Source organism: Variovorax sp. Varisp41, assembly GCF_047325085.1.
Classification (GTDB): Bacteria; Pseudomonadota; Gammaproteobacteria; order Burkholderiales; family Burkholderiaceae_C; genus Variovorax.
Genome location: NZ_CP168540.1, coordinates 5,184,535 through 5,210,016, shown reverse-complemented (window position 1 = coordinate 5,210,016; position 25,482 = coordinate 5,184,535). Strand labels below are relative to the sequence as shown.

Here is a 25,482-nt window from a genome sequence, read left to right as displayed (position 1 = left end):
CGTCGGTGCTGCGGATGCTCAGTTTTTGCTGCTGCGCAGCAGGGCCGGACGCTGGTCGGCCTCGGCCCATTGCGGGCCATCGAACCAGGCATCGCCCGTGAGGTAGGCGCGCAGCATCGCGAGGCCGTCGAAGCCCCAGAACAGCCGGCCGTCGACCGCATAGGCGGGCGTGCCGAACACGCCGAGCGCGATCGCGTCCGCGGTGTTGCGCTGGAGCAGGGCCTTGCTCCCGTCGCTGCCGGCATCGCGACGCGGTTGCAGTTGCGCGGTGAGCGCGGCCAGCCGCGCGGGATCGGCCGCCTCGAGGCCGCCGCGCCAGACATGGCGGAACACGGTCTCGGCCACCAGCCGGCTCACGCGGCCGTCGTCGGAGGTGGAGAGCGCGAGCCGCAGGTGCGCGAGCGGGTTGTAGGGATGCGAGGCCGGCATCGCGATCTCGATGCCGTGCTGGTGGCCCAGCCACAGCACGTGGCGGTAGGTCCAGCCGCGCTTGGCGGGAATCTCGGCCGGCCCGAGCTGGCCGTGCGCCTTGAGCACCGCGCCCAGCAGCACCGGGCGGTAGTCCACGCTGCAGCTCAGGCCCTCGAGCGCCTGCGGCAGTTGCTCGAATGCGAGGTAGGCATAGGGCGAGATGAAGTCCAGGTAGAAGTCGATGTGCTTCATGCGTCGATGTCTCCGATGGCCGGCGCCCGCCAGATGCCGGCCCGGGCCCGCCACTCTATCGCGCGCCAGACCTGCCGCCGCTCGCCGTCCTCCATGCGGCTCCAGCCCGCGATCTCGGGGATGGTGCGCAGGCAGCCCTCGCAGAAGCCGCTGAGCCGGTCCATGCGGCACACCGAGCTGCAGGGCGAGGGCACCGGCTCGGCCCGCTCGCGCAGGTCGGCGGCGCGGTCGGCCAGGGCCTGCGCTTCGGCGACGTTCACGCCGCGGCCACCACCACGTCGGCCACCGGTGCGCCCGTGAGCGTCTCGAGGTCGTGCGGGCGCAGCTGGAACACCGCGTGCGGATGGCCCGCGGCGGCCCAGATCTCCTCGAAGCGGAACAGCTCGCGGTCGATCAGTACCACCGGCTTGGTCACATGGCCCACGGGCGACACGCCGCCGATGGTGAAGCCGGTGCGCGCCTTCACGAAGTCGGCGTCGGCGCGGCCGGTCTTGCCGACGATCGCATCGACCTTCTTCTCGTCGACGCGCCGGTCGCCCGAGGTGATGACCAGCACCGCGACCTCGTCGCTCTTGCGCCGGAAGATGATGCTCTTGGCGATCTGGCCGACCGCGATGCCGAGCGCGTCGGCCGCCTGCTGCGCGGTGCGGCAGGCGTCGTCGAGCATGCGCGGCGCATGCGGATGGCCGGCGTCCTGGAGCACGCGCGCGACGCGCTGGACACCGTCGGGAAGGGAATGGAGTTCGGAGCCGCACATGGCTTGGGTCTTCGGAGGTTCGTGGGGGCGCGTGCCCCGCGTTGCAGGCTCCCGAGCATACGAAAAAGCCTGCGGCACCGCACCAATGCGGAGAACGCGGCACCGCCGCCGCGCCGATTCAGGTGCGATTCCGGTGCACGCGCGGGCCGCGGCCGGTCTTTTGGGGCGGCATGGATATTGCTGAACCTCGTCGCGGACCTCCCGGCCTGGGTGGGTCCGCAGTGCCTCCGCTAACGACGGCGGGGTTCGAACGACCCGATGGCGATGAGCCGCCGGATTCGTTTGTCCATCCGATTATTCGCATCCGTTCCGTCGCGGAGGCCTCCTGCCGCTGTCGCCCGACAGCCTTGGTGGCCCGCCCTCGAGGACCGGCTGCCCCCGCAGGACCTCAGCATGAAAATCGCAGTCATCGGCCACGGCATGGTCGGCCACAAGTTCCTCGAGCAGCTCCATGCGCTCGGCATTCCCGGCGCGGAGGTCACCGTCCTGTGCGAGGAACCCCGGCCGGCCTACGACCGGGTGCACCTGTCCGAATTCTTCGCGGGCAAGACGGCCGAAGACCTCTCGCTGGTCGAGCCCGGCTTCTTCGAGCGCAGCGGCTTCACGCTGCGCCTCGCGGCGCGCGCGGTGACGGTCGAGCGCCGCAACAACACCGTCACCACGGCCGACGGCGAGGTCGTGGCCTACGACAAGCTGGTGCTGGCCACCGGCTCCTTCCCCTTCGTGCCCGCGGTGCCGGGCCGCGACCGGCCCCACTGCTTCGTCTACCGCACCATCGAGGACCTCGAGGCGATGAAGGAATGCGGCGCGCGCTCGCGCAGCGGCGTGGTGGTGGGCGGCGGCCTGCTCGGCCTCGAATGCGCGAAGGCGCTGCGCGACATGGGCCTCGAGACCCACGTGGTGGAGTTCGCGCCGCGGCTGATGGCGGTGCAGGTCGACGAGGGCGGCGGCCGCGCGCTGCGCGAGAGCATCGAGGCGCTGGGCCTGCACGTGCACACCGGCCGCAACACGGTGGAGATCGTCGACGGCGCCGCCGCGCGCCACCGCATGGTGTTCGCCGACGGCAGCTACCTCGAGACCGACATGATCGTGTTCTCGGCCGGCATCCGCCCGCGCGACGAGCTCGCGCGCCAGTGCCTGCTGGCCGTGGGTCCGCGCGGCGGCGTGGCGGTCGACGACCACTGCCGCACCAGCGACCGCAACGTCTACGCGATCGGCGAATGCGCCTCGTGGAACGAGCAGACCTTCGGCCTGGTCGCGCCCGGCTACGACATGGCGCGCGTGGCGGCGCGCCACATCGCGGGCGAGCACGAGGCCGCCTTCACCGGCGCCGACATGAGCACCAAGCTCAAGCTGATGGGCGTGGACGTGGCGAGCATCGGCGACGCGCACGGCAGGACGCCGAAGTCGCGCGCCTACCAGTTCATCGACGAGCGCAAGAAGGTCTACAAGAAGATCGTCGTCAGCGAGGACGGCAAGCTGCTGCTCGGCGCGGTGCTGGTGGGCGATGCCGCCGAATACGGCACCCTGCTGCAGATGGCGCTCAACGGCATCGCGCTGCCCGAGGATCCCGAATTCCTGATCCTGCCCTCGAGCGACGGCAAGGCCAAGCCGGGCCTGGGTGTCGAGGCCCTGCCCGACAGCGCGCAGATCTGCTCGTGCAACGACGTCAGCAAGGGCCGGATCTGCGAGGCCGTGGGCCAGGGCGCCTGCACCCCGGCCGCGATGAAGGCTTGCACCAAGGCCGGCGCCACCTGCGGCGGCTGCGTGCCGCTGGTCACGCAGGTCATGAAGATGGAGATGGCCAGGCGCGGCATGGCGGTCGACAACCACCTCTGCGAGCACTTCCCCTATTCGCGCCAGGAGCTCTACCACCTGATCCGCGTGGGCGAGATCCGCAGCTTCGCCGACCTGCTCGCCAGGCACGGCAAGGGCCTGGGCTGCGACATCTGCAAGCCCGTGGCCGCGAGCATCTTCGCCTCGTGCTGGAACGAGTTCGTGCTCAAGAAGGACCTGGCCGCGCTGCAGGACAGCAACGACTACTTCCTCGGCAACATCCAGAAGGACGGCACCTATTCGGTGGTGCCGCGCATGCCGGGCGGCGAGGTCACGCCCGACGGGCTGATCGCGGTCGGCCAGGTGGCGAAGAAGTACGGCCTCTACACCAAGATCACCGGCGGCGCGCGCGTGGACATGTTCGGCGCGCGCGTCGAGCAGCTGCCCGCGATCTGGGAGGAACTGATCGCGGCTGGCTTCGAGTCGGGCCATGCCTACGGCAAGTCGCTGCGCACGGTGAAGAGCTGCGTCGGATCGACCTGGTGCCGCTACGGCGTGGACGACAGCGTGGGCCTCGCGGTCGAACTCGAGAACCGCTACAAGGGCCTGCGCGCGCCGCACAAGATCAAGTTCGGCGTCTCGGGCTGCACGCGCGAATGCGCCGAGGCGCAGGGCAAGGACGTGGGCGTGATCGCCACCGACAAGGGCTGGAACCTCTACGTCTGCGGCAACGGCGGCATGAAGCCGCGCCATGCCGAGCTGCTCGCGAGCGACCTGTCGAAGGCCGAGCTGATCCGCCTGATCGACCGCTTCCTGATGTTCTACGTGCGCACCGCCGACCGGCTGCAGCGCACCAGCACCTGGCGCGAGAGTCTCGAGGGCGGCCTCGAGTACCTCAAGGGCGTGCTGCTGCAGGACACGCTGGGCCTCCACGCCGAGCTCGAGACCCAGATGCAGGCCGTGGTCGACACCTACCAGTGCGAGTGGAAGACCGCCGTCAACGACCCGGCCACGCGCCAGCGCTTCCGCTCCTTCGTCAACAGCGACAAGCCCGACGAGCACATCGTGTTCGTGAGCGAGCGCGGCCAGAAGCGGCCGGCACGCGCCGAGGAGCGCACCGAGGCGGCCGACGTCTCGATGGCCTGAAGCACAACGAAAGAGGAAGCCCCATGACCCAGCAAGACCTGCACTGGACCGCCGTGTGCGCGGCCACCGACATCCTGCCCGACACCGGCGTGTGCGCGCTGGTCGAGGGCGTGCACGTGGCGATCTTCCGCGTCGGCCGGGAGGCCACGCTCTACGCCATCGACAACGTCGACCCGAAGGCCGGCGCCAGCGTGCTCTCGCGCGGGCTGGTCGGCAGCCTCGGCGACCGCGTCGTGGTCGCCTCGCCGCTCTACAAGAACCACTTCGACCTGCGCAGCGGCGAATGCCTCGAGGCGCCCGAGCACTCGGTGCGCGCGCATGCGGTGCGCGAGCACGAGGGCCGCGTGCTGGTCGCGCTGGCCTGAGCCTCATCCCCCTTCTTCCCCGGCATTTCATTTCTCCCCAAGGATCCCCATGGCCTATCTAGCCCCCGCCGAGTTCGTCACCAAGATGGTCGATGCCGGCGAATCCAAGCTGCTCATGTCCACGCGCGACACGCTGATCCGTTCGTTCATGGCCGGCGCCATCCTGGCGCTGGCCGCGGCCTTCGCGGTCAGCATCACGGTCAACACCGGCAATGCGCTGGTCGGCGCGATGCTGTTCCCGGTCGGCTTCATCATGCTGTACCTGCTGGGCTTCGACCTGCTGACCGGCGTCTTCACGCTGGCGCCGCTCGCCGTGCTCGACAAGCGCCCCGGCGCCACCTGGGGCGGCGTGATGCGCAACTGGGGCCTGGTGTTCGTCGGCAACTTCGCGGGCGCGCTCACGGTCGCGGTGTTCATGGCGATCATCTTCACCTTCGGTTTCAGCGAGGCGCCCAACGCCATCGGCGAGCGGCTCGGCCACATCGGCGAGGGCCGCACGGTCGGCTACTCCGCGCACGGCGCGGCCGGCATGCTGACGCTGTTCATCCGCGGCGTGATGTGCAACTGGATGGTGTCGACCGGCGTGGTCGCGGCCATGATGTCGACCACCGTCTCGGGCAAGGCGATCGGCATGTGGATGCCGGTGATGATCTTCTTCTACATGGGCTTCGAGCATTCGATCGTCAACATGTTCCTGTTCCCCACCGGCCTGATGCTCGGCGGCAAGTTCACGCTGATGGACTACCTGATCTGGAACGAGCTGCCCACGGTGATCGGCAACCTGGTCGGCGGCCTGAGCTTCGTCGGCCTCACGCTCTACGCCACGCACTACAAGACGGCGCCCAAGCGCGTCGCAGGCTGATCGCGCCTCCATGGCCGCCGGGCGCCAGGCGCCGCGCGTCACGCTGGGCCAGCACTCGCTGGCCGGCGTCGGGTCGGCGGTCAACCAGGACTTCCATGGCGCGATGCTGCCCGAGGGGTCGCTGCGCGCCGCCAAGGGCATCGCGCTCGCGCTGGCCGACGGCATCGGCTCGAGCCGCGTGAGCCAGGTCGCGAGTGCGGCGGCCGTGCGCGGCTTCCTCGAGGACTACTACGCCACCTCCGACGCCTGGTCGGTGCGCCGCGCGGCGCAGCGCGTGCTGGGCGCCACCAATTCCTGGCTGCATGCGCAGACCATGCGCAGCGACGCGCGCTTCGACAAGGACAGCGGCTACGTCTGCACCTTCAGCGCGCTGATCCTCAAGGGCCGCGAGCTGCACCTGCTGCACGTGGGCGATGCGCGCATCTACCGCGTGCACGCGAGCGCGCTCGAGCAGCTCACCGACGACCACCGCGTGCATGTCTCGTCGGTGGAGTCGTACCTGGGCCGCGCGCTGGGCGCGGGCCCCAACGTCGAGATCGACTACCGCTGCTGGGAGGCCGAGGCCGGCGAGGTCTACCTGCTGGCCACCGACGGCGCGCATGCGCACCTCGATGCCGCCGCCGTCAACGACGCACTGGCGCGCTGCGCCGGCGACCTCGACGCGGCCGCACTGCGCCTGGTGCAGATCGCCCGCGCGCGCGGCGGCCAGGACGATGCCACCGTGCAGTTGCTGCGCATCGACGAGCTGCCCGCGCCCGATGCGCCGGCGCTGCCGCTCGAGCGCGAAGGGCTCGCGCTGCCGCCGGCGCTGGCGCCGCGCGACCGCTTCGAGGGCTTCACGCTGGTGCGCGAGATCCACCTGAGTTCGCGCAGCCACGTCTACCTCGCCACCGACGACGCCAGCGGCCGCCCCGCGGTGCTGAAGCTGCCCTCGGTGGACCTGCGCGAGGATGCCGCCTACCTCGACCGCTTCGTGCTCGAGGAATGGGTGGCGCGGCGCATCGACAGCCCGCACGTGCTCAAGGCCTGGCCGCTGGAACGCACGCGCGGCCACCTGTTCGTGGCGATGGAATACGTGGAGGGCCAGACGCTCGCGCAGTGGATGGTCGACCATCCGCGGCCCTCGCTCGACAGCGTGCGCGCCATCGTCGCGCAGCTCGCGCGCGGCCTGCAGGCGATGCACGGCAAGGAGATGCTGCACCAGGACCTGCGGCCCGAGAACGCGATGATCGACCGCGCGGGCACGGTCAAGCTGATCGACCTGGGCGCCACCCACGTGGCCGGGCTCGACGACGGCGGCGGCGAGCCGCGCGCGCTCGCGATCGAGGGCACGCCGCAGTACACCGCGCCCGAGTACTTCACGGGCCAGGGCGGCACGGCGCGCTCCGACCTGTTCTCGCTGGCCGTGATCGCCTACCGCATGCTGAGCGGGCAGCTGCCCTACGGGCTGCAGGCTTCGCGCATCCGCGGCACGGCCGATGCCCATCGCCTGCGCTATGTGCCGCTGCGCCAGTTCCGGCCCGAGCTGCCGGCCTGGGTCGACGCGGTGCTGCAGAAGGCGCTGCATCCGCAGCCCGCGAAGCGGCAGCAGGCGGTGTCGGAGTTCGCGCACGACCTGCAGTCACCGGGCGCCGAGTTCCTGCGCGCGCGAGCGCCGGCGCTGATCGAGCGCCGGCCGGTGCTGTTCTGGCAATGCACCACGGTGCTGCTGGCCGTGGCGGTGGTGGTGCTGCTCGGTCTGCGCGCCTTCGGGCGCTGACGGCGCTCAGCCCGCGCGCTTGGTGCGGATCGCCTTCGAGGCGCGCGAGTTCGGCTCGCGGCCCAGCGCCTCGCTGATGTAGACGCCGGCGTCGATCAGCTTGTCGAGGTCGATGCCGGTCTCGATGCCCATGCCGTGCAGCATGTAGACCACGTCCTCGGTCGCCACGTTGCCGGTCGCGCCCTTGGCATAGGGGCAGCCGCCGAGGCCGGCCGAGGAGGACTGGAAATTCCACACGCCCAGCTCGAGCGCCGCCAGCGTGTTGACCAGCGCCTGCCCGTAGGTGTCGTGGAAGTGGCCGGAGATCGCGTCGACGCCGAAGTGGGCCAGCGTGGCCTCCATCGCCGCCTGCACCTTGCGCGGCGTGCCCACGCCGATGGTGTCGGCCACGTCGACGCGCTGCACGCCGATGCCCTTCATCAGCTGCGCGAGGTAGCCGACCTTGGCCGGGGCGATCTCGCCTTCGTAGGGGCAGCCGACCGTGCACGACATCGCGCCGCGCACGCGGATGCCCTTGTCGAGCGCCGCGGCCACCACGGGCGCGAAGCGCTCGATGCTCTCGGCGATCGAGCAGTTGATGTTCTTCTGGCTGAAGGCCTCGCTCGCGGCGCCGAACACCACGATCTCGTCGGGCCATTCCTCGCGCGGCGCGGCGATGGCGGCCTCGAAGCCCTTCAGGTTGGGCGTGAGCACCGAATAGCGCACGCCGGCCTTGCGCTGGATGCCGTGCATCACCTCGGCGTTGTCGGCCATCTGCGGCACCCACTTCGGGCTCACGAAGCTGGTGACCTCGATCTCCTCGAGGCCGGCGTCCTGCAGCCGGTGCACCAGGCCGATCTTGGTCTCGGCCGAAACCGGCTGCTTCTCGTTCTGCAGCCCGTCGCGCGGGCCGACGTCGACGATCTGGACGCGGGTGGGGAGTTTCATGGCTTGTCTCTGGTGTCGCGGGAGGATGGAACAGCGGGATCCATTGTCCGGCAGATGGGCACGGCCTGCCTGGTACACAAGGCGCGGAAGGTAGCAATGCGCGCCACAGCGGTTGCAAATGGTGCCAGTCGTTGGCTAGCCGTCGCTGCGCTCGAGCATGCTGGTGCGGAACGCCATCTTGCGCACGATGGCCGCGAAGGCGCGCGTGGGCGCCGCCTCGCGCGCCTTCGGTGCCCACAGCATGCCGGGCGTGCGCACCGGCGTCGGGCTCTCGAGCCGCACGGTCGCGAGCCCCGAGTTCGGCAGCACCGCGTTGGCCGAGACGATGGCCGCGAGCCGCGTCTTCGCCACCAGGCCCATGATCGGCGCCAGCGTGTTGATCTCGGCCACCACCTGCGGCTCGGCGCCGCAGGAGCGGAAGCACTCGTCGAGCATCTGCCGCGTGGCGAAGCTCGCGGGCAAGAGCGCCATCGGCAGCCGGTGCAGCTCGACCATGCGCAGCCGCTTGCGCCGCGCCAGCGGATGGTCGTGCGCCACCACCAGCACCATCTCCTCGTTGTAGAGCGGCTCGAACTGCAGCGGCCCGGGCTGGGCCGGCCGGTAGGCGATGCCGAGGTCGAGCGTGCCCTGCTGCAGCCGCTGGCCGATCAGGTCGGCCGCGAGTTCGTCGACCCTCACGCGCACGCGCGGATAGCGCTGCTGGAAGCCCGCGATGCAGTCGGGAATGAAGCCGAGGTTGAAGGTGTGGGTCGAGCCGATGCGCAGTTCGCCGGCCGCCTCCTGCGGGTCCTCGCGCAGCGCGCCGAGGCCGCGGTCGATCTCCTGCAGCGCGCGCGTGGCGTGGTGCAGGAAGGCCTCGCCGGCCTCGGTCAGCGCCACGCGCTTGCCGATGCGGTCGAACAGCGGCCGGCCCAGCTCCTCCTCGAGCTGCTTGATCTGGTGCGACAGCGTCGACTGCGTGACGTGCAGCCGCTCGGCCGCGCGCGTGAAGTTGAGCGAGCCGGCCAGGGCGCTGAAGTAGCGCAGGTGCCGCAGTTCCATGGAGGCCTTCCGTTGCATCGAACGATCGATGCCGTCGATGGTATCCATGCAAAACCATCATTGTTAAAAACCGGACCGCCTGCATAGAGTTCGCTCCCATCCCGCGAGGGCATGACACGACAGCAGGAGACACACGAGTGCACAAGGTCCTCAGCGGCATCAAGGTGCTGGAGCAAGGCACGTTCATCACGGGGCCGGCCGCCGGCATGTTCCTGGCCGACCTCGGCGCCGAGGTGGTCAAGGTGGAACAGCCCGGCAGCGGCGATCCGTTCCGTTCGTTCCGCGGCGGGCTCTACAGCCCGCACTTCCAGACCTACAACCGCAACAAGCGCAGCGTCACGCTCAACCCCAAGCTGGCCGAGGACGCGGCGGTGTTCGACGAGCTGGTGAAGGACTCGGACGTCTACATCCAGAACTTCCGCCCCGGCGCGGCCGAGCGGCTGGGCGCGGGCGAGACGCGGCTGCGCGAACTCAATCCGCGGCTGATCTACTGCGCCATCAGCGGCTTCGGCCAGACCGGCCCGGCCGCGGCGCGCCCGGCCTACGACACGGTGGCGCAGGCGGCCAGCGCCTTCCTCAAGCTGCTGGTGAACCCGGCCAATCCGCGCGTGGTGGGCCCGGCCGTGGCCGACGCGATGACCGGCTTCTACGCGGCCTACGGCGTGCTCGGCGCGCTGGTCGAGCGCGGGCGCACCGGCCAGGGCCGCAAGGTCGAGGTCTCGATGCTCGAGGCCATGTGCCACTTCAACCTCGACGCCTTCACGCACTACTTCTCCGAGAACGAGATCATGGGTCCGTTCAGCCGGCCCAGCGTCTCGCAGTCGTACGTGCTCGAGTGCGCCGACGGCCTGTGGATCGCGCTGCACATGTCCTCGCCCGAGAAGTTCTGGCAGGGCCTGGCCAACGCGATCGAGCGGCCCGAGCTGTTCCAGGACGCGCGCTTCGCCACGCGCGAGGGCCGCATCGCGCACCAGAACGACCTGATCGCGCTGCTCGACGGCCTGTTCCGCGCACGCACGCGCGCCGACTGGTGCGCGCGGCTCGAGGCCGAGGACGTGCCGCATGCGCCCATGTACGACACGCGCGAGGCCATGGAGGACCCGCAGGCGCGCCACCTGCAGCTCGAGGTCAGCGCGCCCCATCCCGAGGGCGGCGACTGGCGCACCATCCGCTCGCCCGTGAGCTTCGACGGCGCGCGCGCGCTCGAGGTCACGGCGCCGCCGGTGCTGGGCGCCGACAACGCGGCGATCGTCGAACCCATACGCCGGCGCCTGCAACAGCGCTGACGCATTCCCACCCCAGAAGAAAAGAACGGAGACAAGCCCCATGACCCCATCGAACGCCGACGAACTGACCCGGGCCGCGCTGCAGCGCCTGGACGGCGCGGCCGACCCGCGCTTCGCGCGCATCATGCAGTCGCTGATCGAGCACCTGCACGCCTTCATCCGCGAGGTCGACCTGCAGCCCGACGAATGGATGGCCGGCATCGAGTTCCTGACCGCCGTCGGCCAGGCCTGCGACGACAAGCGCCAGGAGTTCATCCTGCTGTCGGACACGCTGGGCGCCTCGATGATGGTGGTGATGCTCGATCAACTGCGCGCCGCCGCGCGCGCCGGCAGGAACGGCGAGGCGCTGCCCGCGACCGAGACCACCGAGGCCACCGTGCAGGGCCCCTACTACTGGGACGGCGCGCCCGAGCTGCCGCTGGGCGCCGACATCGCGCCGGGCGTGCGCGGCGAGCCGGCCTTCTACAGCGGCCGCGTGAGCGACACGCGCGGCGAGCCGCTCGCGAACGCGCTGCTCGACATCTGGTCGGGCGACGGCGAGGGCGTCTACGACATGCAGGTCGAGGGCGCGGGCATGGCGGCGCGCGCGCGCATCCGCACCGACGCCGAGGGCCGCTACTGGTTCTGGTCGATCAAGCCCTCGTACTACCCGGTGCCGGTCGACGGCCCGGTCGGCCGCATGCTCGACGGCATGGGCCGCCATCCAAACCGGCCCGGCCACATCCACATGAAGGTGGCGGCCGAGGGCCACGTGCCGGTGACCACGCACCTGTTCGTCGCGGGCAGCCCCTACATCGACTCCGACGCGGTGTTCGGCGTGCGGCCCAGCCTCGTCGTCGACTTCGAGGCCCATGCGCCGGGCCGCGCGCCCGACGGCCGCGCGCTCGAGCAGCCGTACTGGTCCGCGCACTACGACTTCCATCTGCAACCCGCCACCGCGAACGCCCTCCCATGAAAATCGGCAAATCCACCGTCCCGCGCACCGCCATCTGCACCTCGGACGAACACACCATCGTCGTGCGCGGCCAGGACCTCTGCCGCGACCTGATCGGCCGCGTCTCGTTCTCGGACTACTTCTTCCTGCTGCTCACCGGCCGTCGTCCCGATGCCGCCTGCAGCGCGGTGCTCGACGCCACGCTGGTGGCGATCGCCGAGCACGGCCTGGTGCCCAGCGTGCAGGCCAGCCGCATGACCTTCGCGGCCGCGCCCGATGCGCTGCAGGGCGCGGTGGCCGCGGGCATCCTGGGCTGCGGCTCGGTGATCCTCGGCGCCTCGGAGACCGCGGGCCGGCTGTTCGCCGGCGTGGCGGCGCGCATCGACGCGGGCGAGTCGCTCGACGCCGTGGCCGCCGACACCATCCGCGCGCTGAAGGAAGGCCGCCAGGCCATCCCCGGCTACGGCCATCCGCTGCACAAGGCCAACGATCCGCGCGTGGACCGGCTGATCGAGGTCGCGACCGAGGCCGGCGCCGACCTGCGCTACGTGCAGATCGCGCAGGCGCTCGAACGCGCCATCCCCGCCATCGTGGGCCGCGAGCTGCGCATGAACGTCTCGGCCGCGATCCCGGCCGTGCTGCTGGGCGTGGGCTTCCCGGTGGCCTCGCTGCGCGGCGTGCCGATCCTCGCGCGCACCGCGGGACTGATCGCGCACCTGGCCGAGGAGGCCGAGACGCCGAGCGGCTTCGCGCTGTCCTACCAGGCCACGCGCGAGCTGCAGTACGAGGGCGAGCTGCCCGCCGGCTTCGGGAGCGCGGCATGAAGCGCCGCCTGCTGCTGGCCGGCGCGCTGCTGGCCACGGGCGCGGCGCTCGCGCAGGCGCCGGGCGCCGCGCGGCCGCTGAAGATCGTCGTGCCCTTCGGTGCCGGCACCTCGACCGACATCGTCGGCCGCATCCTGGCCGATGCGCTGGGCCGCCAGCTCGGCACCGGCGCGATCGTCGAGAACAAGCCCGGCGCGGGCGGCTCCATCGGCAGCGAGCAGGTCGCGCGCGCCGGCGCCGACGGCCAGGCCCTGCTGCTGGGCACGGTCGGCACGCACGCCATCAACCCCTCGCTCTACAAGCGGCTGAGCTACCAGCCGCTGCGCGACTTCGTGCCGCTGGGCTTCATCGGCGCCACGCCCACGCTGCTGGTGGTGCCCGCCGGCTCGCCGTGGAAGCGCGTGGCCGACCTGGGCAACGCGAGCGGCAACGTGAACTTCGCCTCGGCCGGCAACGGCACCTCGGGCCACCTGGCCGGCGAGCTGCTCAACGTGCGGCTCGGCAAGAGCTTCATGCACGTGCCCTACCGCGACGGCGCGCAGGCCATGACCGAGCTGATGGCCGGCAACGTGCAGTTCATGTTCTATCACCCGGCCGCGGTGCTGCCGCAGGTGCGCGCGGGCAAGCTGCGCGCGATCGGCGCCTCGGGCGCGAAGCGCAGCGCCGCCGCGCCCGAGGTGCCCACGCTGATGGAACAGGGCGTGAAGGACTTCGACCTCGTCGCCTGGTTCATGTTGTACGCGCCCGCCGGCATGCCCGCCGCGCAGCGCGACCGGCTGCGCGAGGCCACGCGCCAGGTGCTGGCCCAGCCCGAGGTGCGCGAGAAGCTCGCGCAGCAGGGCATCGAGCAGGCCGAGATGAATGCCGACCAGCTCGACGCCTTCGCGCGCACCGAGATCGCCAAGTGGGGCGAGGCGGTGCAGCGCTCGGGCGCTCAGGTCGATTGATCGGTCCGACAGGAAGTTCGATAAAAAAAGCGGGACCTCCCGCGACAGGAGACAGACATGCGTACCCGATTCCAATGGCTGGCCGGCCTTTTCCTTGCCCTGGCCTGCAGCCTCGCACTGGCCCAGGGCGCGGCCTGGCCCGGCAAGCCGATCCGCATCGTGGTGGGCTTCGCGCCCGGCACGCCGCCGGACATCTTCGCGCGGCTCTACGGCGACTACATGGGCAAGCAGCTCGGCGTGCCGGTGGTCATCGACAACAAGCCGGGCACGGCCGGCAACCTCGCCTCCGACACCGTGGCCAAGGCGCCGCCCGACGGCTACACCTTCCTCTACAACCTCTCGACCGCGTTCACGATCAATCCCTACATCTACGCCAGGCTGCCCTTCGATCCGCAGAAGGACCTGGTGCCGGTCGCCACCACGATGCGGCAGGGGCTGGTGCTGATCGCGAGCCCGAAGCTGCCCGCGAAGTCGATCAAGGAACTGCTGGCCGCCGCGAAGGCGAAGCCGGGCTCGATCTCGCATGCCTCCTACGGCGCGGGCAGTCCCTCGCACCTGATCGTGGAATGGCTCAAGGACGAGACCGGCACCGACATGCTGCACGTGCCCTACCGAGCGAGCCCGGTGGCCGACGTGATCGGCGGCCAGGTCGACACGGTGATGGAGCCGATCGCCACCGGCTATCCGCTGATCAGCAGCGGCCGCGTGCAGGCGCTGGCCTATTCGGGCCCGAGCCGGCATCCGGCCATGCCCGAGGTGCCCACGCTCGCCGAGGTGGTGCCGGGCCTCACGATGACCTCGTGGCACGGCCTGTGGGCGCCGGCCGCGACGCCGGCGGCGATCCAGCAGCGCTTCAACGCCGTGATGATCGAGGCCAGCAAGGACCCCGATCTGGCGAAGCGCATCCGCGAGCTCAACAGCGAGCCGCTGGGCCTCACGCAGGCCGAGATGGCCGCGGCGCTGCGGCGCGACGCGGAGATCTACAGCCGCATCGTGAAGGCGAAGAACATCCGCGTCGACTGAGCTCAGTAGGACTTCGGCAGCCCGAGCGCCTTCTCGGCGATGAAGTTCAGGATCATCTGCGGGCTCACGGGCGCGATGCGCGGGATGTAGCTCTCGCGCAGCAGCCGCTCGACGTGGTATTCCTTCGCGTAGCCCATGCCGCCGAGCGTGAGCACCGCGTTCTGGCAGGCGTCGTGCGCGGCCTCGGCCGCGAGGTACTTGGCGGCATTGGCCTCGATGCCGCAGGGCTCGCCCGCGTCGTAGAGCGTGGCGGCCTTGAGCATCATCAGGTCGGCCGCCTCGAGGTTGGCCCAGGCGCGCGCGAGCGGATGCGCCACGCCCTGGTTCTGGCCGATCGGCCGGCCGAACACCACGCGCTCCTGCGCGTACTGCGAGGCGATGCGCAATGCCGCGCGGCCGATGCCGATGGCTTCCGCCGCGATCAGGATGCGCTCGGGGTTGAGCCCGTGCAGGATGTACTCGAAGCCGCGGCCCTCCTCGCCGATGCGGTCCTCCTGCGGCACCTCGAGCCCGTCGATGAACAGCATGTTCGAGTCGACCGCCGCGCGGCCCAGCTTGTGGATCTCGCGCACCTCGACCTTGCCGCGGTCGAGCGCGGTGTAGAACAGCGTGAGGCCCTGCGTGGGCTTCTTCACCTGCTCGAGCTTGTGGATCTCGCGCACCTCGACCTTGCCGCGGTCGAGCGCGGTGTAGAACAGCGTGAGGCCCTGCGTGGGCTTCTTCACCTGCTCGAGCGGCGTGGTGCGCGCGAGGATCAGCATGCGGTCGGCCACCTGCGCGGTCGAGATCCAGATCTTGCGGCCGTGCAGCCGGTAGCCGCCGTCGGGCTGGCGCAGCGCCTGCGTCTTCAGCCGCGTGGTGTCGAGCCCCGCGTCGGGCTCGGTCACGGCGAAGCAGGCCTTCTCGCGGCCCGCGATCAGCGGCGGCAGGAAGCGCTGGCGCTGCGCCTCGCTGCCGAACACCACCACCGGATTGAGGCCGAAGATGTTCATGTGCACCGACGACGCGCCCGACATGCCCGCGCCCGAGGCACTGATGGCGCGCATCATCAGCGCCGCCTCGGTGATGCCCAGGCCCGCGCCGCCCTGCGCCTCGGGCATGGCGATGCCGAGCCAACCACTGTCGGCCACGGCGCGGTGGAATTCGTGCGGAAACTCGGCGCGGTCGTCGTGCTCGCGCCAGTACTCGGCGGGGAAGTCTTCGCACAGCCGTTCGATGGCCGCGACCAGCGAGCGCTGGTCGTCATTGAGGGAGAAGTTCATTCGCTGTCCTTCGCGGGATCCGGTTGCAGGGTGACGCCGCGCGCGAGCAGCCCGGCGATCGCGTCCTCGGCATAGCCGGCCTCGCGCAGCAGCTCCACGCTCTGCTCGCCGATGCGCGGCGCCGGGCGGCGGATCGAGGCCGGCGTGGCGCCGTAGCGGCCGACCGGCGCGAGCGTGCGGATGCGGCCCTCGCTCGGATGGTCGAGTTCGGGGAAGAAGCCGACGGCGCGCAGGTGCGGATCGTCGAGCAGGCTCTCGGTGCTGTGCAGCCGCGCGACCGGGATGTCGGCCGCCTCGAGCAGCGCGATCCATTCCTCGCTGCCGCGCGTGGCCATCACCTCGGCCACGAACGCATAGACCGCGCCGATGTTCGCGGCGCGCGCGGTGTGGGTGCCGAACATCGGCGAGTCGCGCAGCTCGGGCCGGCCGATCAGCGCGAAGAAGGCCTGCCAGTGCTTGTCGTTGTAGATCAGCACGCCGAGGTGGCCGTCGGCCGTGGCGTAGGGCTTGCGGTGCGCGGCCAGCAGACGCGCGTAGCCGGTGGGGCCCAGCGGCGGCTCGAAGCTGTGGCCGCCGAGGTGGTCGCCCATCACGAACTGCGACAGCGCCTCGAACATCGGCACCTCGACCGCCTGGCCGCGCCCCGTGCGCTGCGCATGCAGCACCGCCGCGAGCAACGCGATCGCGGCCTGCAGGCCCACCGCGCGGTCGGCCAGGGTCACGGGCGCGTAGCGCGGCTCGCCGCCGCTTTGCTGCGCGAACAGCGAGGCCACGCCGGCCGCGCCCTGGATCAGGTCGTCGTAGGCGGGCTTGCCGGCATAGGGGCCGTCTTCTCCATAGCCGAAGGCGCCGAGGTAGACGATCTTCGGGTTGACCGCGGCCACCGCCTCGTAGCCCAGGCCGAGCCGCGCCATCGCCTGCGGCCGCGTGTTGTAGATCAGCGCGTCGCAGCCGGCCGCGAGCCGCAGGCAGGCCTCGCGGCCCTCGGGCTGCTTGAGGTCGAGCACGATCGAGCGCTTGTTGCGGTTGAGGTGCAGCGCCATCGCGCCCATGCCCGCATGGCGCATCGGGCCGACGGCGCGCAGGTTGTCGCCGCCGGGCGGCTCGACCTTGATCACGTCGGCGCCGAGGTCGCCGAGGGTCTGCGTGGCGTAGGGCCCCATCACCACGGCCGTGAGGTCGAGGATGCGGATGCCCTGCAGCGGGCCGGTGGCGGCGGACGCTTCGCTCATTCGGGCTGGATCCCCGCGGCCTGGATCAGCTTCTTCCACTTCGCGAGCTCCGCCACCGTGAACGCGCCCAGTTCCTCGGGCGTGCTGCCGAAGGCATCGAAGCCCAGCTTGCTCACGCGCTCGCGGAAGGCCGCGCCGTTGGCCATCGCCGCGAGCACCTTGTTGAGCTTCTGCACCACGTCGCGCGGCGTGCCGGCCGGCGCGAACACGCCGTTCCAAGAGGTGATGTCGAAGCCCTTGAGCTCGGGCGTGTCGGCCAGCGGCGGCAGCTCGGGAAAGAGCTGGGTGCGCTCCTGCGTGGTGACCGCGATCGCGCGCATCTTGCCGGCCTTCACCGTCGCCAGGCCGGCCGCGAGGTCGACCACCATCATCGACACCTGCCCGCCGATCAGGTCGGCGATGGCCGGCGGCGTGCTCTTGTAGGGCACGTGCAGCATCGGCACGCCGCTCATGCGCGAGAGCGTGGCGCCGCTCACGATGCCGGTGCTGTTGCCGCTCGCGTAGCTGAGCTTGCCCGGATGCGCGCGGCCCCAGGCCAGCAGCTCGGCCACGTTCTTCACGGGCAGCTCGTTGTTGACCACCAGCATGAACGGCAGGTTGCCCATGCGGCTCACGGGCGCGAAGTCCTTCACCGGGTCGTAGGGCAGCGACTTCATCAGGCTCGGGTTGGCCGAGTGCGTGGTGTTGGTGGTCATGAACAGCGTGTAGCCGTCGGGCGGCGCCTTGGCCACGAGCTCGGCCGCGATCACGCCGTTGGCGCCCGCGCGGTTGTCGACGATCACCGAGCCCTTGAGCGCCTCGCCGAGCATCTGCGCCGTGATGCGTGCCACCGCGTCGGTGCCGCTGCCGGCCGCGAAGGGCACGATCATCTTGATCGGCTGCTTCGGATAGCCGTCCTGCGCGAAGGCCCAGGGCGCGGCGCCCACGAGGCCGGCGGCGGCGCCGATGGCAATGAAACGGCGGCGCTGCGCCACCGCGACCGGTTCTGTCGCGTTCTTCGTCTGCATGGTGGTTGTCTCCGGGTGGTTGTGGTCAGGGCCGGATCACGCGCTCCGGCGATTCCTCGTAGGGCGGGCTGTAGATCACCAGCACGCGCACCGGCTCGTCGCTCACCACCGTGAAGGTGTGCATCGCGTCGGCCGGAAAGAAACAGCTGTCGCCCGGGTGCAGCTCCTGCCGCTGGCCGCCGACCTCGGCCACCGCGCGGCCTTCGAGCAGGTAGCAGACCTGCTCGATGCCCGGGTGCGCATGCGGCAGCGCGCCCTTGCCCTTCTGGATGCGGCCCACCAGCACCTCGAGCTGCTTCGCGCCCACGGTCTCGGGGCCGATCAGCCGCTTGTTGAGCGTGCCCGTGTGGTTGGCGGGGTGGTAGCCCTCGATCTCGGCTTCGCGCACGAAATAGCGGGGGGCGGCGGCGGTCGTCATCGGGGGTTCTCCGTCTTGGGTTCGATCGCGAGGCAGGCCGAGCGCAGCATCGCGGCGATCTCCTCGATGCGCGCCTCCATGCGGTAGCGCGGGCCGGCGACCGAGATCGCATAGGCCTCGCCGCCGATGCGCAGCGGCCAGGCCAGGCCGATCAGGTCGGGAATGCTCTCGCCGAGGTTGCCGTACCAGCCGCGCGTGGCCGAGCGCTGCAGCTCGGCCTCGATCGCCTCGACCGTGGTCAGCGTGGCCTCGGTCAGCGGTACCAGCGCCATGCCCTCGAGCAGCAGGCGGCGCGCGTCGGGCGCCAGCGTGGACAGCAGCGCGCGGCCGATGGAGTTGGCGTAGGCCGGGCGCGTCTCGCCCGACTCGGCCGTGTAGCGGATGCTCTGCGGCGCGCTCAGCACCTCGAGGTAGACCACCTGGCCCGCGTCGCGGAACTTGCCGAACACCACCGTCTCGCGCGCCGCGTCGCGCAGTTCCTCGAGCGTGGCCTTCACGCGGTCGAGCACCGGATCGTGCGCCGCGATGACCTGCGCCATCGCGAGCAGCCGGCCGGTCGGGTAGTAGCCCTGGCGCCGGCCGGTCTCGTACATGTAGCCCTGCTCCTCGAGCGTGCGGATCAGGCCCAGGCAGCTCGACACCGGCATGTCGAGCAGGCGCGCCATCTCCGAGAGCGCGAGCGGCTGCTTCTCGCGGGCGAAGAGCTCGACGATCTCGATCACCCGGAAGGCAGTTTTCACAGTCATGAAAATATTTTCATGCTTGTGAAAAATTATTGCCCCAGGGTTTCCCCTGCCCGCGGTGCATTCCGGCGGGCGACGGAAGGATGCGTTGGCTCAGTAGCCGCGCACCGGGTCGACCACGCCCGCGATCGGCAGCCCCTGCTCCATCGCGCGGATCTTCCCGGCGATCTGCGCGATCGACTCCTCGCGCAGCGTGCGCGCCGAGCCGTGCGGCGTCACGACGATTCTTGGATGACGCCAGAAGGCATGGTCGGCCGGCAGCGGCTCGACCTGGAACACGTCGAGCGTGGCGCCCGCGAGCTGGCCGCCGTCGATCAATGGAATGAGGTCGTCCTCGACCAGGTGCGCGCCGCGCGCGATGCTGATCAGGTAACCCTCGGGCCGCAGCTTGCCGAGCGTCTCGCGGTTGAGGATGCCGCGCGTGGCCTCGGTCAGCGGCAGCAGGTTGACCAGCACGCGCGTGGACGACAGGAACTCGTCGAACTGCGCCTCGCCGCTGAACACGCGCACGCCCTCGATCTGCTTGGGCGAGCGGCTCCAGCCCAGCACCGGGAACTCGAACTGCGCGACCGCCTTCGCGACCCGTTCGCCGAGCACGCCCAGGCCCATGATGCCGACCGGGAAGTCGCTGCGCGCCTTGGGCCGGCGGTAGCTCCACTTGCCTTCGCGCGCATCGGCCTCGTAGGCATCGAACTCGCGGAAGTGGCGGATCAGCGTGTGGCACACGTACTCGGCCATCTGCACAGACATGCCCGCGTCGTCGAGCCGCACGATGCGCGTGCTGGTTGGAATGCGGAGCTTGAGCAGCGCGTCGACGCCGGCACCGATGTTGAAGATGCCGCGCAGCGCGGGCTGCTCGTCGATGAACTGCTGCGGCGGCGCCCACACGACCGCATGGTCGGCCTGCGGCGCGCCGGGGCGCCAGGCTTCGATCTCGGCGTCGGGCAGTTCGGCCTTCAGGCCTTCGATCCAGGGGTCGGGACGGTTGTCGGTGAGGTAGACGGTGATTCGCATGGAACGAATCTTAGGCGCGCACGGCGAACGTCGCCGTCGCCGAGGCGGCCCGCGTCACCACTCGCGCCATTCCTCGGTGATGTCCTCGCCCTCGGTCTCCAGGCCCGCATGGCTCGCGGCCGCGATGATCAGCTCGCACAGGTCCTCGCGCTGGTCAGTCTCGATCAGGCTGCCCTCGCTGTCCTCGTTGAGGCGGTTGAGCTGCAGCACCACGCGCTCGACGGCCGCGAGGATCGCGGCGTCGCGCTTCGCCTCCGAGGCCTCGTCGATCGCCGTCAGCGTCGCGAGGTACTCGTCGACGATCTCGGCGCAGCGGTCGACCTCGGCCTGCGTGTAGCCGGGATCGAATTCGGGATCGTGGTCCGGGTCCTCCTCGTCGTTGCGCATGTAGTCGACCATGCTCGCGAGGGTCTTGTCCTTCAGGGCTTGCAGTTCGGGTGTCATGGTTGCGTCACTCGGTGGGTCCAGGGGTCGTACCGATGGCGACAGCCCACGCCTTGTGTGCCCATGCGCCATCTCCTATGCTCGATCGTTCAATCCGGAGACCCTACCCATGATCAAAGTCAGTGTGATGTACCCCTACACCGAAGGCGCCCGCTTCGACCACGACTACTACCGCGACAAGCACATGCCCCTGCTGAAGGCGCGCATGGGCGATGCCTGCAAGTCCTACACCATCGACAAGGGCCTGGCCGGCGGCGCGCCCGGCGCCAAGCCCACCTACGTCGGCATGTGCCACGTGTTCTGCGATTCCGTCGAGGCCTTCCAGGGTGCCTTCGGCCCGCATGCCAAGGAGATCCTCGGCGATGTGAGGAACTACACCGACATCGCGCCGGTGATGCAGATCAGCGAGGTCGTGGTCGGCTGAACGGCCACCCACGCACCCTCGCTTCCCTCGTGCCGGTGCCGCCGCCTCAGGCGGCCCTGGCCTGGCGCCGGCGCAGCCACAGCCGGCGCACGCCCCACAGCACGGGCACCAGCAACAGCAGCCACGGCAGCACCGCCGCCACGAAAGTGATCAGGCTGCCCACGCTCTCGGCCAGCACGCGGCCCGCGTTGCGCAGGGCCTGCGTCATCGGGTTGTAGCTCTCGCCGCCGCCGACCAGCGCGCGCACTGTCGTGAACTGGATCTGGATGTGCTGCTTGCTGGTCTGCTGCTGCAGCACCTTGCGCTGCGTCGCCGAGGCATCGAGCTCGGCCTGGGTGTCGGCCAGCGTGCGCTGGATCTGCAGCAGGTCGGCCATGGTGCGCTTGGTGGTGGTGTCGCGCAGCATGACGCGCAGGCTGTCGCGGAACTCGGTGCGGTTCTTGATGCGCGCCTCGACGTCGATCACCTCGGCGGTCTTGTCCTCGCTGGTGGTGTTGTGCGCCACCACCTTCGCCACGCCCGCGAGGCCGGCCAGCAGCTTCTCGACGTCGGCCGGCTCCACGCGCATCTCGAGCGTGGCATTGCCGGCCTGCTGCGGCGTCTCGCGCAGCAGCGAGGACGACAGCAGCTCGCAGCGCAGGGTGCCGCAGAGGTCGCGCACCTTGCCCCAGGATTCGGCGAGCTGGTCGGGCGCGACCTCGACGTTGAGGTCCTGGCGGATCGCGAGGTAGCGCTGCAGCGGCGCGCTCTCGCCCACCTGCTTCCCGGCCTGCTGGTCGAGCGACATCGCGGCGGGCGCGGGCGGTGCCGGCTCGGCCATGCGCATGCGCCTGGACTCCATCGCGCCGCCGGCCGCGTAGTTGCCCGTGGGCCGGGCCACGGCGGCATCGACTTCCGCGGCCGCGTCGCGCCGCTCGCAGGCGCTGAGCGTCAGGGCCGCGGCCAGCGCGAGCAGCAGCATGCGGGGGCGGGCGCCGAGGCGCTGGAAGGGAGAGAACGAGGAAGGCTGCGGCTGGCGATGCGTCATGAAGAATCCTTCAAGAGAAGTGGGCATCGCGGTGATACGGCCTGTGGGCGGCGCCGGGGTTAAAACCGGCGCCGCCATCTGGTAACAGCTTGCAAGCCCCGTGACCGGGGCCGCGGATTCAGGCCGTCTTGGCCATGCGCAGCAGCTCGTCCCCCTCGGCCACCTGCTCGCCCGGCGCGAACAGCAGCTCCTCGACCGTGCCGTCGGCCGGCGCGGCGATGGTGTGCTCCATCTTCATCGCCTCCATCACCGCCAGCGGCTGGCCGCGACTGACCTTGTCGCCGGCCTTGACCGCGAAGGACACGACCTTGCCCGGCATCGGTGCCGTGAGGCGACCGCCCTCGGCCTGCGTGTCGCCGGCATGGGCGAGGCGGTCGATGGCGGTGATCCGGGTCGCGCCGGCCGCGGCGAAGACATGGGCCGTGGCATCGTCGAGATAGACGTCGAGCGTCTGGCGCTGGCCCGCGAACTCGAGCTCGATCTGGCCCGTGGGCAGGCGGCCGACGACCAGCGGACCGGCCACGCCGCCGGCCTCGAGCCACAGGCTGCCGTCGCGCTTGTAGGTCAGCAGCGCGCTCTGCTCGGCGCCGCGGAATTCGAAGTCGAAGCGGCGCGTGTACTCGCCGAGCGCGCGCCAGCCGTCGCGGCGCGCGAAGGGATCGATGCTGCCGGCCGGCGCCGCCGCGAGCGCGGTACGCGCCACGGCCGCGGCCGCCGCCAGCGGCAGGCCCAGGGTCTCGCGGTCGAACAGCACGGCGCGCTCGCGCTCGATCAGCGCGGTGTCGAGGTTGGCCTTCGAGAACGACTCGGTCGCCAGCACGCCGCGCAGGAACTGCACGTTGGTCGCCACGCCCACGATGTGGGTCTGCGCCAGTGCCGCGTCGAGCCGCGCGAGCGCCTCGTCGCGCGTGGCGCCGTGCACGATCAGCTTGGCGATCATCGAGTCGTAGAAGGGCGAGATCTCGCCGCCCTCGCGCACGCCGTCGTCGATGCGCGCGCGGCTGCGCTGGAAGGCCGTGGCCTGCGGCTTGCGGTAGATGCGCAGGGTGCCGGTGGCCGGCAGGAAGTTGTTGTCGGGGTTCTCGGCGCAGATGCGCGCCTCGATCGCATGGCCGTGGATCCGCAGATCGGACTGCTGCGCGGGCAGCGTGCCGCCCGCGGCGACGCGCAGTTGCCATTCGACGAGGTCGAGGCCGGTGATGGCTTCGGTCACCGGGTGTTCGACCTGCAGGCGGGTGTTCATCTCCATGAAGAAGAAGTTCATCTCCCCGCCGTCGCGCTGCTCCACGATGAACTCCACCGTGCCCGCGCCCACGTAGTCCACGGCGCGCGCCGCGGCCACCGCGGCCTCGCCCATCTGCTGGCGCATCGCCTCGGTCATGCCGGGCGCGGGCGCTTCCTCGAGCACCTTCTGGTGGCGCCGCTGCACCGAGCAGTCGCGCTCGAACAGGTAGACGTAGTTGCCGTGGCTGTCGCCGAAGACCTGGATCTCGATGTGGCGCGGGCGCTGCACGTACTTCTCGATCAGCACCGCGTCGTCGCCGAAGCTGTTGATGGCCTCGCGCTTGCACGAGGCCAGCGCGGCCTCGAAGTCGGCCGCCTTGTCGACCGCGCGCATGCCCTTGCCGCCACCGCCCGCGCTGGCCTTGATCAGCACCGGGTAGCCGATGCGGTCGGCCTCGCGCTGCAGCAGCGCCGGGTCCTGGTCGTGGCCGTGGTAGCCGGGCACCAGCGGCACGCCGGCCTTCTCCATCAGCTGCTTCGACTCGGCCTTCAGGCCCATGGCCTTGATCGCCGAGGGCGGCGGGCCGATGAAGACCAGGCCGGCGTCGGCGCAGGCCTGCGCGAACTCCTCGTTCTCGCTGAGGAAGCCGTAGCCCGGATGCACCGCCTCGGCGCCCGTGGCCTTGGCGGCCTCGAGGATCTTCTCCCAGCGCAGGTAGCTGTCCTTCGGCGCGCTGCCGCCCAGGTGCACCGACTCGTCGCAGGCGCGCACGTGGTTGGCATGCGCGTCGGCATCGGAGTACACGGCGACCGTGCGGATCGCCATGCGGCGCGCGGTGGCGGCGACGCGGCAGGCGATCTCGCCACGGTTCGCAATCAGGATCTTCTTAAACATTGGACGAGTCTCCCGGAGGATTCTTTTTCAGTTGAAACGCGGGCACGACGCCCGGATCGGGCCGGCCGCTGAAGATGCGGGCGACGCGGGAGAACAGCGCCCTGAGGAAGCGCCAGCTCTTGCGGATCAGCCACACGCTCGCGACCAGCACGAGCACGAACAGCACGAGGAAGACGAAGGGATGCGCCACGGCCAGCCACAGGCCCGCGGGCACCATGGTGTCCTCCACCAGCGAGGCGCCCACGTTCGAGAACGGCTCGGGCGAGGTGTTGATGGCCGCGCGCGTGGTGGCCTTGGCCGCATGCGCGGTGGCCGCGAAGCCGCCGCCGAGCAGCGCCGCCACCAGCGCCATCGCGCCATGGTCGACGCCGAACACGCTGGCCGCGAGCGCCGCGCCCGCGGGGATGCGGATCGCGGTGTGGACCACGTCCCAGAGCGAATCGAGCCCCGGGATCTTGTCGGCGAAGAACTCGACGAACACCATGAAGCCGCTGGCCGCGATCACCACCGGGTGCGCGAGCAGCTGCAGCCCGCCCGGCAGCGGCACCCAGCCGAGGTAGCCGACCAGGCCCGTGAGCAACACCACCAGGTACAGCCGCACGCCGCTGGCCCAGCCGATGGCGGCGGCCAGGGCGAGCAGCTGGGGCATGTCGAGCGCGGTCATGGGATGAAGGAGCCGGTCAGGACGACGCGCCCGCGAGCCAGGACGGCTTGCGCTTCTGCAGGAAGGCCTGCACGCCCTCGCGGCCCTCGTCGCTGGCGCGGATGTCGGCGATGCCCTCGACCGTCTTCGCGATCAGCGCGTCGTCGATCTCGCGGCCCGCCACGTCGGCCACCAGCTGCTTGCAGGCGCGCACGGCGGCCGGGCTCGCGCCGGTCAGCGCCTTCAGCAGCTCGTCGACCTTGGCATCGAGCGCATCGGCCGCCACCACCTCGTGCACGAAGCCGATGCGGTGCGCCTCGGCGGCGCCGAAGCGCTCGGCCGTGAGGAAGTAGCGCTGCGAGGCGCGCGTGCCCATGGCGCGCAGCACGTAGGGGCTGATGGTGGCGGGCACCAGGCCGATCTTGACCTCGCTCAGGCAGTACCAGGCGCTGTCCACGCTCACGGCCATGTCGCAGGCCGCGACCAGCCCCATGCCACCCGCGTAGACGTCGCCCTGCACGCGCGCGATGGTCGGCTTCGGGCACTCGGCGATGGTGCGCAGCATGGCGGCGAGCTTGCCGGCGTCGGCGATGTTCTCGTCGCGGCTGTAGTCGGCCATGCGGCGCATCCAGTTGAGGTTGGCGCCGGCGCAGAAGGCCGGGCCGTTGGCGCCCAGCACGATGGCCTTGACCTGCGCCGCCGCGCCGGCCTCGGTGAAGGCCCGCGTCAGCTCGGCGATGACCACGTCGTCGAAGGCGTTGCGTGCCTCGGGCTGGTCGAGCCAGATGCGCGCGACGGTGCCGTCGATCGTGAGTTGCAGCTTGGTGAAGTCGCTCATG

The 25,482-nt window shown here is 70.7% G+C and carries 26 protein-coding genes; 10 read left to right on the top strand and 16 right to left on the bottom strand.

The window, feature by feature from the left end:
* Nucleotides 1-18 precede the first annotated feature (18 nt).
* Genes ACEN9J_RS24055 through ACEN9J_RS24045 form a run of 3 tightly spaced genes read right to left on the bottom strand, consistent with a single transcriptional unit; the run spans nucleotide 19 to nucleotide 1,420 of the window.
* A complete protein-coding gene (locus ACEN9J_RS24055; protein WP_413762250.1) occupies nucleotides 19-663 on the bottom strand; it encodes a 2-hydroxychromene-2-carboxylate isomerase in 645 nt (214 codons plus the stop codon).
* Entirely contained in the window at nucleotides 660-923 is a 264-nt protein-coding gene (locus tag ACEN9J_RS24050; protein ID WP_409976537.1) for a DUF1289 domain-containing protein, read from the bottom strand. Before ACEN9J_RS24050 ends, ACEN9J_RS24055 begins: the two co-directional genes overlap by 4 nt.
* Entirely contained in the window at nucleotides 920-1,420 is a 501-nt protein-coding gene (locus ACEN9J_RS24045; protein WP_057590723.1) for a YbaK/EbsC family protein, read from the bottom strand. The genes ACEN9J_RS24050 and ACEN9J_RS24045 overlap by 4 nt, the downstream gene beginning before the upstream one ends.
* 393 nt (nucleotides 1,421-1,813) lie before the next feature.
* On the opposite strand from ACEN9J_RS24045, the gene nirB reads away from it, so the two are divergent.
* The 4 genes from nirB to ACEN9J_RS24025 are packed head-to-tail and all read left to right on the top strand — an operon-like array spanning nucleotide 1,814 to nucleotide 7,328.
* Entirely contained in the window at nucleotides 1,814-4,342 is a 2,529-nt protein-coding gene (gene nirB, locus ACEN9J_RS24040; RefSeq protein ID WP_413762249.1) for a nitrite reductase large subunit NirB, read from the top strand.
* A gap of 23 nt (nucleotides 4,343-4,365) precedes the next feature.
* Nucleotides 4,366-4,707: a nitrite reductase small subunit NirD gene (gene nirD, locus ACEN9J_RS24035; RefSeq protein WP_057590721.1), complete on the top strand. Its 342-nt coding sequence runs from the start codon at nucleotides 4,366-4,368 to the stop codon at nucleotides 4,705-4,707.
* Nucleotides 4,708-4,756: 49 nt separating this feature from the next.
* Nucleotides 4,757-5,569 (top strand): formate/nitrite transporter family protein, encoded by an 813-nt coding sequence (locus tag ACEN9J_RS24030; RefSeq protein ID WP_057590720.1) that lies wholly within the window; start codon nucleotides 4,757-4,759, stop codon nucleotides 5,567-5,569.
* A 10-nt stretch (nucleotides 5,570-5,579) separates the two neighbouring features.
* Complete coding sequence (locus ACEN9J_RS24025) at nucleotides 5,580-7,328, top strand: protein kinase domain-containing protein (RefSeq protein WP_413762248.1); 1,749 nt, start codon at nucleotides 5,580-5,582, stop codon at nucleotides 7,326-7,328.
* A gap of 6 nt (nucleotides 7,329-7,334) precedes the next feature.
* Here ACEN9J_RS24025 and ACEN9J_RS24020 read toward each other — a convergent pair whose 3' ends face one another.
* Both ACEN9J_RS24020 and ACEN9J_RS24015 read right to left on the bottom strand, forming a co-directional pair.
* On the bottom strand, nucleotides 7,335-8,255 hold the full coding sequence (locus ACEN9J_RS24020) for a hydroxymethylglutaryl-CoA lyase (RefSeq protein WP_208508655.1): 921 nt from the start codon (nucleotides 8,253-8,255) through the stop codon (nucleotides 7,335-7,337).
* A gap of 135 nt (nucleotides 8,256-8,390) precedes the next feature.
* On the bottom strand, nucleotides 8,391-9,296 hold the full coding sequence (locus ACEN9J_RS24015) for a LysR substrate-binding domain-containing protein (protein WP_093348407.1): 906 nt from the start codon (nucleotides 9,294-9,296) through the stop codon (nucleotides 8,391-8,393).
* Nucleotides 9,297-9,433: 137 nt separating this feature from the next.
* Here ACEN9J_RS24015 and ACEN9J_RS24010 point away from each other — a divergent pair, with 137 nt between their 5' ends.
* Genes ACEN9J_RS24010 through ACEN9J_RS23990 form a run of 5 tightly spaced genes read left to right on the top strand, consistent with a single transcriptional unit; the run spans nucleotide 9,434 to nucleotide 14,310 of the window.
* Nucleotides 9,434-10,582 carry a CaiB/BaiF CoA transferase family protein gene (locus tag ACEN9J_RS24010; protein ID WP_413762247.1) on the top strand — a complete coding sequence of 383 codons (1,149 nt, stop codon included), beginning with the start codon at nucleotides 9,434-9,436 and terminating at the stop codon, nucleotides 10,580-10,582.
* Nucleotides 10,583-10,622: 40 nt separating this feature from the next.
* Nucleotides 10,623-11,537, top strand: a complete 915-nt coding sequence (locus ACEN9J_RS24005; RefSeq protein WP_413762246.1) for a dioxygenase — start codon at nucleotides 10,623-10,625, stop codon at nucleotides 11,535-11,537.
* Nucleotides 11,534-12,340, top strand: a complete 807-nt coding sequence (locus tag ACEN9J_RS24000) for a citryl-CoA lyase (protein WP_413762245.1) — start codon at nucleotides 11,534-11,536, stop codon at nucleotides 12,338-12,340. The genes ACEN9J_RS24005 and ACEN9J_RS24000 overlap by 4 nt, the downstream gene beginning before the upstream one ends.
* Complete coding sequence (locus ACEN9J_RS23995) at nucleotides 12,337-13,287, top strand: Bug family tripartite tricarboxylate transporter substrate binding protein (RefSeq protein WP_413762244.1); 951 nt, start codon at nucleotides 12,337-12,339, stop codon at nucleotides 13,285-13,287. Before ACEN9J_RS24000 ends, ACEN9J_RS23995 begins: the two co-directional genes overlap by 4 nt.
* A 57-nt stretch (nucleotides 13,288-13,344) precedes the next feature.
* Complete coding sequence (locus tag ACEN9J_RS23990) at nucleotides 13,345-14,310, top strand: Bug family tripartite tricarboxylate transporter substrate binding protein (protein WP_413762243.1); 966 nt, start codon at nucleotides 13,345-13,347, stop codon at nucleotides 14,308-14,310.
* Nucleotides 14,311-14,312: 2 nt separating this feature from the next.
* Here ACEN9J_RS23990 and ACEN9J_RS23985 read toward each other — a convergent pair whose 3' ends face one another.
* The 7 genes from ACEN9J_RS23985 to ACEN9J_RS23955 form a co-directional block, all read right to left on the bottom strand.
* A complete protein-coding gene (locus ACEN9J_RS23985) occupies nucleotides 14,313-15,572 on the bottom strand; it encodes an acyl-CoA dehydrogenase family protein (RefSeq protein ID WP_413762242.1) in 1,260 nt (419 codons plus the stop codon).
* Nucleotides 15,569-16,804, bottom strand: coding sequence for a CaiB/BaiF CoA transferase family protein (locus ACEN9J_RS23980; RefSeq protein WP_261211634.1), 1,236 nt, complete (start codon nucleotides 16,802-16,804; stop codon nucleotides 15,569-15,571). Before ACEN9J_RS23980 ends, ACEN9J_RS23985 begins: the two co-directional genes overlap by 4 nt.
* Entirely contained in the window at nucleotides 16,801-17,811 is a 1,011-nt protein-coding gene (locus ACEN9J_RS23975; protein ID WP_057590711.1) for a Bug family tripartite tricarboxylate transporter substrate binding protein, read from the bottom strand. The genes ACEN9J_RS23980 and ACEN9J_RS23975 overlap by 4 nt, the downstream gene beginning before the upstream one ends.
* Before the next feature lie 25 nt (nucleotides 17,812-17,836).
* Nucleotides 17,837-18,229, bottom strand: coding sequence for a cupin domain-containing protein (locus ACEN9J_RS23970; RefSeq protein WP_413762241.1), 393 nt, complete (start codon nucleotides 18,227-18,229; stop codon nucleotides 17,837-17,839).
* Nucleotides 18,226-18,975: an IclR family transcriptional regulator gene (locus ACEN9J_RS23965; protein WP_261211638.1), complete on the bottom strand. Its 750-nt coding sequence runs from the start codon at nucleotides 18,973-18,975 to the stop codon at nucleotides 18,226-18,228. The genes ACEN9J_RS23970 and ACEN9J_RS23965 overlap by 4 nt, the downstream gene beginning before the upstream one ends.
* Nucleotides 18,976-19,065: 90 nt before the next feature.
* Nucleotides 19,066-19,986 carry a 2-hydroxyacid dehydrogenase gene (locus ACEN9J_RS23960; protein WP_413762240.1) on the bottom strand — a complete coding sequence of 307 codons (921 nt, stop codon included), beginning with the start codon at nucleotides 19,984-19,986 and terminating at the stop codon, nucleotides 19,066-19,068.
* 54 nt (nucleotides 19,987-20,040) lie between these two features.
* Nucleotides 20,041-20,430, bottom strand: coding sequence for a hypothetical protein (locus tag ACEN9J_RS23955; protein WP_057590707.1), 390 nt, complete (start codon nucleotides 20,428-20,430; stop codon nucleotides 20,041-20,043).
* Between the two features lie 109 nt (nucleotides 20,431-20,539).
* Here ACEN9J_RS23955 and ACEN9J_RS23950 point away from each other — a divergent pair, with 109 nt between their 5' ends.
* A complete protein-coding gene (locus tag ACEN9J_RS23950; RefSeq protein ID WP_057590706.1) occupies nucleotides 20,540-20,854 on the top strand; it encodes an EthD family reductase in 315 nt (104 codons plus the stop codon).
* 46 nt (nucleotides 20,855-20,900) lie between these two features.
* On the opposite strand, the gene ACEN9J_RS23945 is transcribed toward ACEN9J_RS23950, so the two are convergent.
* From ACEN9J_RS23945 to ACEN9J_RS23930, 4 genes are all read right to left on the bottom strand, one after another.
* Nucleotides 20,901-21,881 carry a DUF4349 domain-containing protein gene (locus ACEN9J_RS23945; RefSeq protein ID WP_413762239.1) on the bottom strand — a complete coding sequence of 327 codons (981 nt, stop codon included), beginning with the start codon at nucleotides 21,879-21,881 and terminating at the stop codon, nucleotides 20,901-20,903.
* 118 nt (nucleotides 21,882-21,999) lie between these two features.
* A complete protein-coding gene (locus tag ACEN9J_RS23940) occupies nucleotides 22,000-24,000 on the bottom strand; it encodes an acetyl/propionyl/methylcrotonyl-CoA carboxylase subunit alpha (RefSeq protein ID WP_413762238.1) in 2,001 nt (666 codons plus the stop codon).
* The gene (locus tag ACEN9J_RS23935; protein ID WP_208510927.1) at nucleotides 23,993-24,664 is read right to left on the bottom strand and encodes a DUF4126 domain-containing protein; all 672 of its coding nucleotides are present in this window, start codon (nucleotides 24,662-24,664) and stop codon (nucleotides 23,993-23,995) included. The genes ACEN9J_RS23940 and ACEN9J_RS23935 overlap by 8 nt, the downstream gene beginning before the upstream one ends.
* Nucleotides 24,665-24,680: 16 nt before the next feature.
* Entirely contained in the window at nucleotides 24,681-25,481 is an 801-nt protein-coding gene (locus ACEN9J_RS23930; RefSeq protein ID WP_413762237.1) for an enoyl-CoA hydratase/isomerase family protein, read from the bottom strand.
* Between the last annotated feature and the right edge of the window lies 1 nt (nucleotide 25,482).

Excerpts from the sequence above, each read along its gene's own strand:
- ACEN9J_RS24055 (WP_413762250.1), bottom strand. The coding sequence starts at position 663 with ATGAAGCACATCGACTTCTACCTGGACTTCATCTCGCCCTATGCCTAC.
- ACEN9J_RS24045 (WP_057590723.1), bottom strand. The coding sequence starts at position 1,420 with ATGTGCGGCTCCGAACTCCATTCCCTTCCCGACGGTGTCCAGCGCGTC.
- nirB (WP_413762249.1), top strand. The coding sequence starts at position 1,814 with ATGAAAATCGCAGTCATCGGCCACGGCATGGTCGGCCACAAGTTCCTC.
- nirD (WP_057590721.1), top strand. The coding sequence starts at position 4,366 with ATGACCCAGCAAGACCTGCACTGGACCGCCGTGTGCGCGGCCACCGAC.
- ACEN9J_RS24030 (WP_057590720.1), top strand. The coding sequence starts at position 4,757 with ATGGCCTATCTAGCCCCCGCCGAGTTCGTCACCAAGATGGTCGATGCC.
- ACEN9J_RS24025 (WP_413762248.1), top strand. The coding sequence starts at position 5,580 with ATGGCCGCCGGGCGCCAGGCGCCGCGCGTCACGCTGGGCCAGCACTCG.
- ACEN9J_RS24020 (WP_208508655.1), bottom strand. The coding sequence starts at position 8,255 with ATGAAACTCCCCACCCGCGTCCAGATCGTCGACGTCGGCCCGCGCGAC.
- ACEN9J_RS24015 (WP_093348407.1), bottom strand. The coding sequence starts at position 9,296 with ATGGAACTGCGGCACCTGCGCTACTTCAGCGCCCTGGCCGGCTCGCTC.
- ACEN9J_RS24005 (WP_413762246.1), top strand. The coding sequence starts at position 10,623 with ATGACCCCATCGAACGCCGACGAACTGACCCGGGCCGCGCTGCAGCGC.
- ACEN9J_RS24000 (WP_413762245.1), top strand. The coding sequence starts at position 11,534 with ATGAAAATCGGCAAATCCACCGTCCCGCGCACCGCCATCTGCACCTCG.
- ACEN9J_RS23995 (WP_413762244.1), top strand. The coding sequence starts at position 12,337 with ATGAAGCGCCGCCTGCTGCTGGCCGGCGCGCTGCTGGCCACGGGCGCG.
- ACEN9J_RS23990 (WP_413762243.1), top strand. The coding sequence starts at position 13,345 with ATGCGTACCCGATTCCAATGGCTGGCCGGCCTTTTCCTTGCCCTGGCC.
- ACEN9J_RS23985 (WP_413762242.1), bottom strand. The coding sequence starts at position 15,572 with ATGAACTTCTCCCTCAATGACGACCAGCGCTCGCTGGTCGCGGCCATC.
- ACEN9J_RS23980 (WP_261211634.1), bottom strand. The coding sequence starts at position 16,804 with ATGAGCGAAGCGTCCGCCGCCACCGGCCCGCTGCAGGGCATCCGCATC.
- ACEN9J_RS23975 (WP_057590711.1), bottom strand. The coding sequence starts at position 17,811 with ATGCAGACGAAGAACGCGACAGAACCGGTCGCGGTGGCGCAGCGCCGC.
- ACEN9J_RS23970 (WP_413762241.1), bottom strand. The coding sequence starts at position 18,229 with ATGACGACCGCCGCCGCCCCCCGCTATTTCGTGCGCGAAGCCGAGATC.
- ACEN9J_RS23965 (WP_261211638.1), bottom strand. The coding sequence starts at position 18,975 with ATGACTGTGAAAACTGCCTTCCGGGTGATCGAGATCGTCGAGCTCTTC.
- ACEN9J_RS23960 (WP_413762240.1), bottom strand. The coding sequence starts at position 19,986 with ATGCGAATCACCGTCTACCTCACCGACAACCGTCCCGACCCCTGGATC.
- ACEN9J_RS23955 (WP_057590707.1), bottom strand. The coding sequence starts at position 20,430 with ATGACACCCGAACTGCAAGCCCTGAAGGACAAGACCCTCGCGAGCATG.
- ACEN9J_RS23950 (WP_057590706.1), top strand. The coding sequence starts at position 20,540 with ATGATCAAAGTCAGTGTGATGTACCCCTACACCGAAGGCGCCCGCTTC.
- ACEN9J_RS23945 (WP_413762239.1), bottom strand. The coding sequence starts at position 21,881 with ATGACGCATCGCCAGCCGCAGCCTTCCTCGTTCTCTCCCTTCCAGCGC.
- ACEN9J_RS23940 (WP_413762238.1), bottom strand. The coding sequence starts at position 24,000 with ATGTTTAAGAAGATCCTGATTGCGAACCGTGGCGAGATCGCCTGCCGC.
- ACEN9J_RS23935 (WP_208510927.1), bottom strand. The coding sequence starts at position 24,664 with ATGACCGCGCTCGACATGCCCCAGCTGCTCGCCCTGGCCGCCGCCATC.
- ACEN9J_RS23930 (WP_413762237.1), bottom strand. The coding sequence starts at position 25,481 with ATGAGCGACTTCACCAAGCTGCAACTCACGATCGACGGCACCGTCGCG.